Below are 12,568 nucleotides of genomic sequence, written 5' to 3'. Positions count from 1 at the left end.
CAATGATCTTTTGATTGGGTTTTTTAATATGATTGAATCACGCATAATGTATTTGAGTTCAATTGTTGTAATTTACCATGCCATTTACTCTTGCTCAGACTTATATCTATGAAGAAGATATTAAGAAAAGCCGTTTTCAGGCGATCACCGCACCTGTGGAAAATGAACAGGATGTAAAAGAGTTTTTAAACCAGTATTTTGATGCCTCGACGACCCATCAATGCTGGGCATGGAAAATTGGGCAGCAAGTCCGTTTTAATGATGATGGAGAACCTTCAGGAACAGCTGGAAGACCTATACTTGCAACGATTGAAGGGAATGAGCTCACTAATATTATTGTATTGGTAAACCGCTGGTATGGTGGTATCAAACTCGGAACTGGAGGCTTGGTACGAGCATACGGAGGTGTAGCAGGGCAATGCTTATTACAGGTCGAAAAAATTGAACTCATCGAAAAGAAAACTGTAAATTTTAAATGCCAATTTAATGAGTGGTCGATTTTTCAATATGAGTTAAATCAACAAAAAATTGAATATATTGAGGAATATGTTGACTCTGGGGTGTTGATTACTGCACGTATGCAAATTCATGAAATTGAGCCGTTTAAACTGAAAATCCAAGATGTGACTCGTGGACGTGAGCAATTGAATATAGAGGATGTCGAACGTGACGGAACATGATCCTTTACTCAAGTACCGAGAACAGCATAAACATCGTTTGAATTACATGCCTTGGTTATATTGGTCACTCAAGGCAAAGCATCGTGAATGGGCTGAAGCTTGGCAAAAAGATTATCAAGCCTATTTAATGGACATGGAGACTGTTGAAATTGGAGAAAATTGTTTCATTTCCCCTTTAGCCCATATTTTTGCTGAGCGTGGTCGGAAGATCATTATTGGAGATAATACTTTTATTGCCGCGGATTGTACCTTGCATGGTCCTTTAGAAATTGGGTCTGAAGTCGCCGTTAATCATCATTGTATTTTAGATGGTGGACGCGTTGGGATTAAGATTCATGACCAAGTACGGATCGCAGCTTATTGTCATCTTTATGCATTTGACCATGGCATGAGTTTAGATCAACCTATTTACCAGCAAGCAGTACGCTCAAAAGGCATTGAGATTCATCGTGATGTTTGGTTAGGGGCGCATGTGGGCATTAAAGATGGCGTGACCATACATGAACAGGTGATTGTAGGTATGAATAGTATGGTTACTAAGGATATTCAGGCAAGAGAAGTTGTTGCAGGGAATCCAGCTCAATTTATACGAATGCGTGAATAATTCGTAACGCGAAAGATTGAATTAAATTACATAAACCATGTTCATTTGCCCGAAAGCTATGATAGTTTAAAGAAAAGAACAATCAGACATCATGTCAAAGTGAGGCAATCATGAACCGTGTAATTGCGTGTATTGATTCATCCCCATGTATTCATGCCTTAGCTGAAGCAGCAGCCTGGATTGCGGATCGAACTAAACGTGAGTTAGTCCTTTTACAGGTTTTAGATTACTATCCTGCAAGTTATCATCTGGGTGAAATTAGTGGTGTGATTGGATTTGAAAGTAATGCGATGCTCTTAAAAGAACTCGCGGAATTAGAACAAAAACAAAGTGAATTAGCTTTAGATTATAGTAATAATCTTCTTTCACATATTTCAGAAGTGATTGAAGAAAAATATGGTATTACGCCGATAAAAATTCAAGAAAAAGGCGATTTCCTCGAACAGAGTTTCAATGTTTTAAATGAAAATGATATTGCGATTATTGGTCGAGTAGGTGAGCGCTCCGCGGAAAAACACAAAAGCTTAGGGAGTAATGTAGAGAATTTTATTCGTGGTGCTCGTTGTACGGTTTTAACTGTTGGTGAAACCTTTAAGCCACCAACACGTTTTATTTTCGCCTATGAAGATTCTCAGACTTGTAAAGAAATGATGCATCGTGTTGCTAAAAGTGATTTATTAAGAACACTTCAGTGTCATTTGCTTTATGTGGGTGATCATCCTGAAATTCTTGATATCCCAGCTCAGTATTTACGTGAAGCTGGATTGGATGTGGTTGTTGAATATCGTTTTGGAGATGTCGCTGAGAATATTTTAGATTATCAGCAACAACATCAAATTCAATTAATTGTGCTAGGCGCTTATAGTCGCAGTAAAGTAAAACAATTTTTCTTGGGCAGTATTACGACCAATATATTTAGAAATTCAGTCGTTCCATTGTTGGTTGCTAAATGATCAATCAGTTTTGATTAATTTTACTTGATAAATATTCGGTCAACTTAACTGGTAGAAGGTGGATAAATTTTTAGAATAATAGGGTTTTATGGTTTGATTATTTTATAATCTTTTGATTAAAACGTATGAAAATCAGGTGTTTGCCATAATATTTTATTTTTATCCACAGGAATACAAACAGGAATCGGGGATAACTTTTTCAGGGCTTTAGTGCAAGAAAAAGGAGTATTCAAATTGATGAATACTCCTTTAGGTGATACTAATGACTAGTATTAAGATTTATTTGACAATCGCCAGTGCAAAACCATCATGTCCTTTACTGCCGACGGTTTGTAAGGCTGTACTCGACAGTAGTCGAGGATGATTCTGCATAAGGCGGTACATTTCACGAATACCTTCGATGCTTGGTTTGACATTTTTTTCATCCAGAATATCACCAGCGCGAATCACATTATCTAAAAAAATAATGGTACCTGAGCGTGAAAATTTAAGTGATAGTTCTAAATACTCTGGGTAACTTTGTTTATCAGCATCAATAAATATAAAGTCAAATGGCTCAAAATTTTCAGGTAAAGATTTGAGAATATCCGCAGCGCGACCGACTTTTAATTCAACCGTTTGCTTTAATTTCGCATTGTCGATATTTTCTTGACCGAGTGCTGCATGTGTATCACGACCCTCGATCGTGAGAATATATCCATCCTCAGGAAGAGCTCTTGCTAGCCACATGGTGCTATAAGCCGCAAAGGTTCCAAGCTCTAACACACGCTTACACTGATTCATTTGAATCAACATTTGTAATAACATGCCTTGGTTAGCAGCAACTGCTAGATGGTCAGGAAAACCCTTATCAGCTGTATTTTGTAGAGTCTGAGTTAAAATTGGATCTTCTGGCATCAGATGAGATTCAATATAAGCATCAATATCTGACCATTGTTGTTGCATAACTGAGTACCTTTAGGGAGTTCAGTGCATTGTAATCGTTTCGAGTGAATGTGCAAATTTCTGATGCTTTGATGCTGAAAAATCAGTCAAAAAAAAGAGGTCAAAGACCTCTTAATTAAATGTGATCATCTAAAATTAATAATGGCATAAAGATGTATTTCGAGTCAGATCAGGTCCCCAAGTACGGTAACCTTGAGTATCAATATGTATTTGACCAGTCGCATACAAACCTAAGCCCATATTTAAGCTTTGACCATAATTTTGCCAAAATTGGCATAATTTAAATTTAGAATTTTCGATGAAGGCATAATCTTCAGCCTGAGGAAATTCAGGACCAATTCTGAAATCAATGGCTGAGTTATACAAGTGTCGAGACGAACCTGCACCACCAGCACATTGATTTAATGGAAGGTCACGATATACAGATGTAACCTCAAAATCAGTTAGAATCCTTGCTGCAACGAGATATTTAAATACTTTCAATGTCGGTAACTGATTCGACCATAGCTCACGGTTTGGAACCATATATTCAGATTTACCACATTTCTGCCAAGCACGTGCTGATTTAAAGAGTTCAAAACTTGGGATAATATTGCCAACATTATTACGTTCTAAGTATTGTTCATATTCTCGTGCTTCAGCTTGGTTATTTCCTTGCATCAGCCAAACACGATAAGAATTCGGCATGACTTTTGGTCGCGCTGGACGTTCATAGGTTATTTTTTCTTGTGGAATATATATGCGTTGACCATCATTGGTGACGATTGTTCGTCCTTTTTGAGGGGAGGACGTACATCCAATCAATATCAACGATATTGCACTGATTGAGCACAAGCCCTTCAAAATTAATTTCATTATAAATAAATTTTACTAAAGCAAATAAGTTTCTATTTTATGCTAATTGATTATCAAGAATGCGTATAAATTGCAAATAAATGTACCAATTGGGTATAAAAAAGATCAGCCGAAGCTGATCTCTCATTGGATTATTTTTCTAAATATTGCAATTTATTTGGTTTGCCATTCCATTCTTCACGGTCAGCTGGCTGATCACCAATCTGAGTAATATTTGGCCATTTTTCTGCAAGTTCAGCATTGAGTTCGATAAAGACTTCTTGACCTTCAGGTAGTTCATCTTCCGAGAAAATGGCATTTGCAGGGCATTCAGGCTCACATAACGCGCAGTCAATACACTCATCTGGATTAATGACTAGAAAGTTTGGACCTTCATAGAAACAGTCAACTGGGCAAACTTCTACACAGTCTTGATACTTACATTTAATACAATTTTCAGTGACAACAAAGGTCATGGCGTCAGCTACCTAAAAAATATGGTTCTAATAACGAATGCTGTATTTTAGGCAAATTGAACGAAACTAACAATTCCTTTTCTTGATATTTAATATAGGGGATGCTACTAAATCAGTAATATTTATGATGAGACCTCTTGGATTTCCAAATTCTTAGGCATTTTGTCTCTGAATTTCAAAAATCATGAATAAAAAAAGCCAGCAGTTGACTGGCTTATTGATTGAGTGTGCTTGAACTAAGATTTTTGGAGTAATTGTTTGAGTTGGTAGAGTTGGTCTAAAGCCTGTCTTGGACTTAAGTCATCTACAATAATTTCTGAAAGGAGTTGTTCAACTTGAGAAGGTTGATGAATTTCAACCACATTTTCAACTTCAATAATTTTTTCTACAGGTTCACTATTTGAAAATAAATCTTGAGAGAACAGATCTTTTTGCACAGGTTGAGTTTGCAGTTGGAGTTTCTCCAGTTTTTTAAGTTTAGCTTGAGCCTCTTTAATCACGTTTTGAGGAATACCTGCTAGTTTAGCGACCTGTAAACCATGACTTTGACTTGCAGGACCTTTTTGAACCTTATGCAATAAGATGAGATGACCATTCACTTCTTGCGCAGTGACATGATAATTATCAATATACGGATCCATGTCTAATTCTGTTAATTCAAAATAGTGCGTTGCAAAAAGACATAAACATTTAATGCGATGCGTCAAATCAAGAACACAAGCCCAAGCTAATGACAAACCATCATAAGTGCTTGTGCCACGACCTACTTCGTCCATCAATACCAAAGATTGTTGAGTGGCATGATGTAAAATTTGAGAAGTTTCCGTCATTTCCACCATAAATGTAGATTTGCCAGAAGAAAGATCGTCTGCTGAACCGATACGCGTAAAGATCCGATCAATAGGTCCCAATTTGGCAGATTTCGCTGGAACGAAACTACCGCAATATGCTAAGAGCGTAATTAACGCCGTCTGACGCATGAATGTGGATTTACCACCCATATTGGGGCCTGTGATAATCGACATACGATGCTGTACATCTAGATAAGTATCATTTGGGGTGTAAGGCGTTTTAATCAGTGATTCAACAACGGGATGGCGTCCTGCTTGAATGTGTATTCCAATTTCAGGGCTAAATTCCGGACGATTCCAATTATATAATCTTGATAGATGTGCGAAGTTTGTAAGAACATCCAGTTGAGCAATAGCGCTCGCCATCATTTGAAGATTGGCGATATCTTGACGTAATTCATCCAATAACATTTCAAACAAAAGTTTTTCACGAGCCAATGCACGTGATTCGCTTGAAAGCACTTTATCTTCGAAAGACTTCAATTCAGGGGTGATATAACGTTCAGCATTTTTTAATGTTTGACGACGAATATAATGGGCAGGAGCTTGTTCTGCTTGCGCTCTAGTTAATTCAATATAGTAGCCACTCACTCGGTTATAACCGATTTTTAGTGTGTTTATACCTGTTGTTTCTCTTTCTTTGATTTCTAAATCAATTAAAAATTGTCCTGCATGATCGCGTATTTGACGAAGTTCATCCAATTCATGATCAAAACCATTTGCAATGACATTACCATCTCTGAGTAGAACAGGTGGGTTTTCCACAATGGCTGACATGAGGCGATGATGTAAACCATTAAAGTCACCCAATTCCTCATTCAATTGATTGATTAAAGCGGATTGCGGTGTTGAGGTCATCGGTGCTAATGCATGGCGTAAATACGGAATCTGAGCACAGGCTTGACGTAGTTGCACTAAATCACGTGGTCGCGCACTTCCTAATGCCACACGGCTGAGTACGCGTTCGATATCACTGATTTCTTTTAATACCAGACGAATCGGAGATTCATGATAGCCAGAGAGTATTGTTTGTATCGCATCTAAACGCTGATCTAACAACGCAGTATCACGAATCGGTTGCATTAAGGTTCGACTAAGTAGTCGGCTACCCATAGCCGTTTGACATTGGTTGGTCAAATCAAATAATGAAGTGCCATGCTCAAACAAAGGATCAATGATCTCTAGATTTCGTCGCGTCACAGGATCAAGAGCGATAAAATCGGAGCTTTGTTCAAGTCGAATTGAACGAATATGTGGCAAAGCTGTTTTCTGGGTATCTTTAGCATAATGAATTAAAGCTGCCGCGGCTGCTTTCGCTAACTCAAGATGTTCAATTCCAAAGCCAGATAAAGTACTTACGGCAAATTGATCACATAAAGTTTTTTGCGCATTATTCAGATTGAAGTCTACATTTGGGCGTTTTGTAACGGGACAATCAAGAATTTGCTTAATCTGTTCAACCACTTCTGGATACTTGAAATCTTCATCAATCAAAACTTCACTTGGCATAAGACGCGCAAGTTCCAGAGGAAGTTGTTCAGCTTGAAAACTTTGTTGTTGGACTTTAAAAATACCTGCACTGAGATCTAATAGGGCGATACCAATTTCATCAGATTTAATACAGATGGATACTAAATTTGAACTCTGATGGGCATTCAGCAATGCGTCGTCTGTCAATGTCCCCGGTGTAATAATTCTGACTACACCACGTTCGACAGGTCCTTTACCAGTGACTTCCCCAAGTTGTTCACAAATAACAACGGTTTCACCTTTTTTTACTAAACGCGCTAAGTATCCTTCTGCTGCATGATAAGGAACCCCAGCCATCGGTATCGGTTGTCCATTCGCTTTACCACGGTGGGTTAACGTAATCCCTAAAATTTTGGCGGCTTTATGCGCATCGTCAAAAAATAACTCGTAGAAATCACCCATACGATAGAACATTAACGAATGCGGGTGCTGTAATTTCACCGTCATGTATTGCTGCATCATTGGCGTCAATGTTGAAAGATCGATATTGGATTGATCTAAAGTCATGTGTGAAAAAAACCTGTAGTTAAATTTTGAAACGAAGAAGTACTGCTCAAGCTTAGCATGAGAAAAAGTGCGTAAATCGATTATAAGATCTATTTTTAGCAAAAGAAAAATGAGTCGAACCAATATTATAACCAACGACTCAATTTCGTTCATTGAATAATTAAATTCGATATCCATTTATGCAAATTCTTTGTGTAAAGAATCAGCAGTCTCTGGATAGTCTCCGCATCTTTTGGACAGTTTGTTATCGCATTTCCTTTCATGATCAGATCATATTCGATGTCTTAGGGAAGAAAAAATGACAGGTCAAACGATTGAGATCACTACCAAATCGGGGAATCGTTATTCAGGGTATTTGGCAGTCCCAGAAGCGAAGAAAGGTCCAGGGATTGTATTGTGCCATGAAATATTTGGTATTAATGCAGCGATGCGAGCAAAAGCTGACTTTCTCGCAGAGGAAGGCTATACCGTTTTAGTCCCTGATCTATTTTGGCGTACTGCACCAAACATTGAGCTAGGTTATACACCTGAGGATTTTGAAAAAGCTTTTCAACTTTATCAGCAATATGATGAAGATCAGGGTGTAAATGATATTCGTGAAAGTTTAGATTTTTTAACGACTTTAGATGCGTGTGACACGACTACGGGTCAGTCAGTGGTCGGATATTGTCTTGGTGGAAAACTTGCATATTTGGCTGCATGCCGTATTGATAACTTAGCGTGTTCGGTTGCTTACTACGGCGTAGGCATTGAAAAAGCGCTCGATGAACTCTCGAATGCGAAGGGTAAGCTTGTGTTACACATGGCTGAACTTGATCAATTCTGTCCAGCTGAAGCGCGAAATCAAATCACTGAAGTATGCGCACAATTTAAACACATTCATGCCTATGTTTATGAAGGTGTTGATCACGCATTTGCACGACCGAACAGCGATCATTATCACAAACCATCGGCGCGATTTGCCCATGAACGTACCGTAACAGCATTACATGAAACGGTTGGCCCTCACTATGACTTAGTTGCATTGTGGGAAGAGCATATTAGACATGAGTTCGACACGCGCGATGTACCAGCAACCATGGCAACGATGGTCGCTCAACCATATGTGAATCACATTCCAACATTGACAGGTGGTGTGGGATATAGCCAGTTAGCACGATTCTATCGATATCATTTTGTACATCAAAATCCTCAAGATATGAAAATCACCTCAATTTCAAGAACCGTGGGATCTACTCAGGTTGTGGATGAATTCATCATGAGTTTCACTCACGACACTGAAATTGATTGGTTATTACCAGGTGTAAAACCGACTGGAAAATATGTCGAAATTCCGATGTTAGGGGTCATTCAGTTTAGAGGTCCAAAACTTTGTCATGAACATATTTATTGGGATCAAGCTTCTGTACTTGTCCAAATCGGACTACTTAATCCAGAAGGATTGCCTGTTGCAGGTGTAGAAACAGCGAAAAAACTTTTAGATGAAGATATTCCTTCAAATGGCTTGATGCCAAGTTGGGAGTCGAGTGTTGGTAAGCCAATCGAATAATCAAAAAAAAATGGGGCAAAAAATGGTATTAAATATTAAAGATAAAGTTGCCATTGTCAGTGGTGGATCAACGTTGATTGGACAGGCTGTGGTTCAAAGTCTCGTGAATTTAGGGGCTAAAGTTGCCATTTTAGACATTGATGATTACGGAAAAACCATAGCTGCGCAACATCCTTATGAAGTGATGTTTATACAAACTGATCTAACTTCAGACATCGCAATTCAGGAAGCGGTGAATAGCATTAGAAATCATCTAGGTGAAGTCAGTTATTTAGTGAACTTGGCATGTACCTATCTTGATGATGGCTTCAAATCACCAAGGTCAGATTGGTTAAAAGCATTAGATATCAATTTGGTGTCTATTGTTGAGCTAACGCGTGCCGTATATGAAGATTTGCAAAAAAATAAAGGGTCAGTGGTGAATTTCACCTCGATTTCAGCGCAATGTGCTCAAACGGGACGTTGGTTATATCCAGTTTCTAAAGCGGCAATTTTACAACTGACCAAATCGATGGCAATGGATTTTGCGCCAGATGGTATCCGTGTCAACTCAGTTTCACCAGGTTGGACTTGGTCGAGAGTGATTTCTGAAGTGAGTGGACAAAATCGTGCGAAAGCTGATGCTGTAGCAAGTGATTATCATCTCTTGGGACGTTTGGGTAATCCGGCAGAAGTGGCAAATGTAGTGACATTCTTATTGTCGGATGCTGCAAGTTTTGTGACTGGCGCAGACTATGCAGTAGATGGTGGGTATTCAGTCATGGGGCCTGAAACGAATCAACCCGCAATACCACGTTTAGCAGAATAAATTAAATATTGGAGAATAAAGATGAGAAAAATTGCAATTGTTGGTGCAGGTCAGTCAGGACTTCAACTTGGATTAGGACTGCTTGATAAGGGATATGACATCACGATTTTGTCGAATAAAACTCCTGATGAGATTCGTCAAGGTAAAGTCATGTCTAGTCAATGTATGTTCCATACTGCGTTACAGACTGAGCGTGATTTAGGATTAAATTTTTGGGAAGAGCATTGTCCAGCGGTAGAAGGTATTAGTTTTGCTTTGGTTGATCCAGCAAGTGGTGAAAGAGCATTTAAATGGAGTGCGCGATTAGAGCGTTATGCTCAATCTGTTGATCAACGTGTCAAGATGCCTTATTGGCTTGAAGAGTTTCAGCGCCGTGGAGGCAAGTTTGTTCTCCAAGACGTCGGTCTAAACGAATTAGAACATTTGGCTGACGAGTATGAATTAGTGCTCTTGGCTGCGGGTAAAGGTGAAGTGGTTAAAGAGTTTGTACGTGACGCAGAACGTAGCACTTTTGACAAACCTCAGCGTGCATTGGCTTTGACTTATGTGAATGGAATGAAGCCAATTTCGCCATACTCGAGAGTGAGCTTTAATATTATTCCTGGGGTGGGTGAGTATTTTTGTTTTCCTGCGCTTACAGTAAATGGTCCATGTGACATTATGGTTTTTGAAGGGATTCCTAATGGTCCTATGGATTGCTGGGCTGAAGTTAAAACACCAGAAGAACATTTAAATAAAAGCTTAGAAATTCTGAAACAACATTTGCCGTGGGAATATGAGCGTTGTCAAGACGTGACGCTGACAGATCATGGCGGATATTTAGCAGGACGTTTCCCGCCAACAGTACGTAAACCTGTCATGACATTGGCTTCTGGTAAAAAAATATTTGGTATGGCAGATGCATTGGTGGTGAATGATCCAATCACAGGTCAAGGATCAAATAATGCAGCTAAGTGTAGCAAGGTTTATTTCGATGCGATCTTAGCACACGGTAATCAAGCGTTTACTGAAGATTGGATGGAGTCAACGTTTGAGAAATATTGGTCATATGCTGAAAAAGTCGTGAGCTGGACAAATAGTTTATTGGTTCCACCTCAACCTCATGTTGTTGAGCTACTAGGTGCAGCCTCTCAAAATCACAATTTAGCTTCTCAGATCGTTAATAATTTTGATGATCCACGTAACTTTTCACCGTGGTGGTTTGACGAAAACGCAGCGAAAGAATTATTAGAAACAGATCAAGTTTCTCAAGTGGCTTGATGGAACTGAGGTGTTAAAAATGGATGTATTAGATAAAATTAATCTGCAAGAGATTGACATCAGTAATCCTCGCGAGATTCGTAATCTTCTTGGTCAGTTTGCCACAGGTGTTACCGTAATCACCACACGTGGAACGGATGGACGAAAAGTGGGTATGACAGCCAATTCATTTTCTTCGTTGTCATTAGATCCACCGCTGGTATTGTGGAGCTTGTCGAAAACAGCACCAAGTTTGCCCGATTTTGTTGCAGCTGAGCACTTTGCAATTCATATGTTAACGAAGGAGCAGCATCAGCTTTCTACCCATTTTGCCCGTGGTGCACAAGATAAGTTTGCCACAGTTGATCATGGTGAATGTGATACAGGTGTTCCATTACTGAACGAAGCACTTGCTACACTTGTCTGTAAAAATGTACAGCAATACGAAGGTGGCGATCACTTAATTTTTATCGGTGAAATTCAAAAATATCAACAAACTGCTGGTGAGCCCTTAGTGTTTCATGCTGGTCGTTACCAAATTGCAGCGAGCCATCCAGACCTTTAATCATTGCTTTAAAAACCACGATGAATAATCGTGGTTTTTTATGGGAAATACACATGAAAAATAAAATCATATTAAGTGCTTTAACCTTGTTTACTACAGCAAATTCATCACATGTTCTTGCTTATGATTTACCGACTGTGAATTTGGGTATGACCAGTTTTCTAGATGGTGGACTACCAGCTGGACCTGGTTGGTATTCGCAAACGTATTTTCAACATTATGACAGTGACAAGTTGAGAGATGCGAGTGGACAAAAGCTTCCGTTGCCCAAAACAGATTTAAATTATCAAGTGATTGTCGAGCAATTAAGTTACATGTCGACCTATAAACCGACTGCTCATTCAAGTCTAGGTCTGAATTTACTTATCCCTTATTTAAGTAAAATCAGTGTTGACGATGGTTTAAATAATCAAGCCTTAAAAGCTAAAAGTGGATTTGGAGATTTGATGATTGGTCCATTTCTCCAGTTTGATCCAGTCATGGGTGAACAGGGACCAAAGTTTGTCCATCGAATAGAATTACAGATAAATTTGCCAACAGGGGAATATCAGCAAAACCGTGATATTAATCCGGGTAATAATGCATTTTCCTTCAATCCATATTGGGCTGCAACGTATTGGTTTAATCCGAAATGGACAGCTTCGACACGCGCTCATTATTTGTATAATTTTAAAAATGATGATCCAACTTATGGTTTTGGTGCTGCTGATGACATCCAAGCGGGGCAAGCAGTACACATTAACCTAGCATCTGAATATGCTGTACATGATCAGATTCGGTTGGGTCTAAGTGGATACTACTTAAAACAGCTTACCGATACTAAAGTTGATGGTGTAAAAGTCGATGGTCGCAAAGAAAGTGTGTGGGCAGTTGGACCTGGACTTATGTATAGCCACTCGCCAAAAAATCATGTAGTCGCAAATGCATATTTTGAGCATGATGCAAAAAATAGAACTGAAGGCGATCGATTCCAAATTCGATACATTCATCATTTCTAATCAAAAAAGCCTGTGATTTCACAGGCTTT

The 12,568-nt window shown here is 38.9% G+C and carries 12 protein-coding genes; 8 read left to right on the top strand and 4 right to left on the bottom strand.

Translation table 11 applies throughout. From position 1 onward, the window contains the following. Positions 1-77 precede the first annotated feature (77 nt). The 3 genes from AC1M9P_RS11435 (at position 78) to AC1M9P_RS11425 (ending at position 2,237) form a co-directional block, all read left to right on the top strand. Entirely contained in the window at positions 78-680 is a 603-nt protein-coding gene (locus AC1M9P_RS11435; protein WP_481587668.1) for an IMPACT family protein, read from the top strand. Beyond that, positions 667-1,284, top strand: a complete 618-nt coding sequence (locus AC1M9P_RS11430; protein WP_092767727.1) for a DapH/DapD/GlmU-related protein — start codon at positions 667-669, stop codon at positions 1,282-1,284. Before AC1M9P_RS11435 ends, AC1M9P_RS11430 begins: the two co-directional genes overlap by 14 nt. Before the next feature lie 110 nt (positions 1,285-1,394). Continuing rightward, positions 1,395-2,237 (top strand): universal stress protein, encoded by an 843-nt coding sequence (locus tag AC1M9P_RS11425; protein WP_035266378.1) that lies wholly within the window; start codon positions 1,395-1,397, stop codon positions 2,235-2,237. A 279-nt stretch (positions 2,238-2,516) separates the two neighbouring features. Here AC1M9P_RS11425 and AC1M9P_RS11420 read toward each other — a convergent pair whose 3' ends face one another. The 4 genes from AC1M9P_RS11420 to mutS form a co-directional block, all read right to left on the bottom strand. Continuing rightward, complete coding sequence (locus AC1M9P_RS11420) at positions 2,517-3,182, bottom strand: O-methyltransferase (RefSeq protein WP_035266381.1); 666 nt, start codon at positions 3,180-3,182, stop codon at positions 2,517-2,519. 135 nt (positions 3,183-3,317) lie between these two features. Next, positions 3,318-4,037, bottom strand: coding sequence for a peptidase M15 (locus AC1M9P_RS11415; RefSeq protein WP_481587667.1), 720 nt, complete (start codon positions 4,035-4,037; stop codon positions 3,318-3,320). Between the two features lie 131 nt (positions 4,038-4,168). Then, positions 4,169-4,492 carry a ferredoxin FdxA gene (gene fdxA, locus AC1M9P_RS11410; RefSeq protein WP_035266386.1) on the bottom strand — a complete coding sequence of 108 codons (324 nt, stop codon included), beginning with the start codon at positions 4,490-4,492 and terminating at the stop codon, positions 4,169-4,171. Between the two features lie 236 nt (positions 4,493-4,728). Further along, complete coding sequence (gene mutS, locus AC1M9P_RS11405) at positions 4,729-7,380, bottom strand: DNA mismatch repair protein MutS (RefSeq protein ID WP_481587666.1); 2,652 nt, start codon at positions 7,378-7,380, stop codon at positions 4,729-4,731. Between the two features lie 298 nt (positions 7,381-7,678). Here mutS and AC1M9P_RS11400 point away from each other — a divergent pair, with 298 nt between their 5' ends. Genes AC1M9P_RS11400 through AC1M9P_RS11380 form a run of 5 tightly spaced genes read left to right on the top strand, consistent with a single transcriptional unit; the run spans position 7,679 to position 12,539 of the window. After that, positions 7,679-8,929: a dienelactone hydrolase family protein gene (locus AC1M9P_RS11400; protein ID WP_481587665.1), complete on the top strand. Its 1,251-nt coding sequence runs from the start codon at positions 7,679-7,681 to the stop codon at positions 8,927-8,929. Positions 8,930-8,951: 22 nt separating this feature from the next. Further along, the gene (locus tag AC1M9P_RS11395) at positions 8,952-9,737 is read left to right on the top strand and encodes an SDR family oxidoreductase (RefSeq protein WP_481587664.1); all 786 of its coding nucleotides are present in this window, start codon (positions 8,952-8,954) and stop codon (positions 9,735-9,737) included. Between the two features lie 21 nt (positions 9,738-9,758). After that, the gene (locus AC1M9P_RS11390) at positions 9,759-10,997 is read left to right on the top strand and encodes a styrene monooxygenase/indole monooxygenase family protein (protein ID WP_481587663.1); all 1,239 of its coding nucleotides are present in this window, start codon (positions 9,759-9,761) and stop codon (positions 10,995-10,997) included. 19 nt (positions 10,998-11,016) lie between these two features. Next, positions 11,017-11,541: a flavin reductase family protein gene (locus AC1M9P_RS11385; protein ID WP_035266396.1), complete on the top strand. Its 525-nt coding sequence runs from the start codon at positions 11,017-11,019 to the stop codon at positions 11,539-11,541. A 53-nt stretch (positions 11,542-11,594) separates the two neighbouring features. After that, complete coding sequence (locus tag AC1M9P_RS11380; protein ID WP_481587662.1) at positions 11,595-12,539, top strand: SphA family protein; 945 nt, start codon at positions 11,595-11,597, stop codon at positions 12,537-12,539. Positions 12,540-12,568 lie beyond the last annotated feature (29 nt).

It is taken from the genome of Acinetobacter sp. 25-47-122 (genome assembly GCF_056779695.1).
Note: the sequence above shows the minus strand (reverse complement) of the source record. Positions and strands in the feature narration are given on the sequence as shown.

Coding starts and splice junctions, on each gene's coding strand:
- AC1M9P_RS11435 (WP_481587668.1), top strand. CDS start 78: ATGCCATTTACTCTTGCTCAGACTTATATCTATGAAGAAGATATTAAG.
- AC1M9P_RS11425 (WP_035266378.1), top strand. CDS start 1,395: ATGAACCGTGTAATTGCGTGTATTGATTCATCCCCATGTATTCATGCC.
- AC1M9P_RS11420 (WP_035266381.1), bottom strand. CDS start 3,182: ATGCAACAACAATGGTCAGATATTGATGCTTATATTGAATCTCATCTG.
- AC1M9P_RS11415 (WP_481587667.1), bottom strand. CDS start 4,037: ATGAAATTAATTTTGAAGGGCTTGTGCTCAATCAGTGCAATATCGTTG.
- fdxA (WP_035266386.1), bottom strand. CDS start 4,492: ATGACCTTTGTTGTCACTGAAAATTGTATTAAATGTAAGTATCAAGAC.
- mutS (WP_481587666.1), bottom strand. CDS start 7,380: ATGACTTTAGATCAATCCAATATCGATCTTTCAACATTGACGCCAATG.
- AC1M9P_RS11400 (WP_481587665.1), top strand. CDS start 7,679: ATGACAGGTCAAACGATTGAGATCACTACCAAATCGGGGAATCGTTAT.
- AC1M9P_RS11395 (WP_481587664.1), top strand. CDS start 8,952: ATGGTATTAAATATTAAAGATAAAGTTGCCATTGTCAGTGGTGGATCA.
- AC1M9P_RS11390 (WP_481587663.1), top strand. CDS start 9,759: ATGAGAAAAATTGCAATTGTTGGTGCAGGTCAGTCAGGACTTCAACTT.
- AC1M9P_RS11385 (WP_035266396.1), top strand. CDS start 11,017: ATGGATGTATTAGATAAAATTAATCTGCAAGAGATTGACATCAGTAAT.
- AC1M9P_RS11380 (WP_481587662.1), top strand. CDS start 11,595: ATGAAAAATAAAATCATATTAAGTGCTTTAACCTTGTTTACTACAGCA.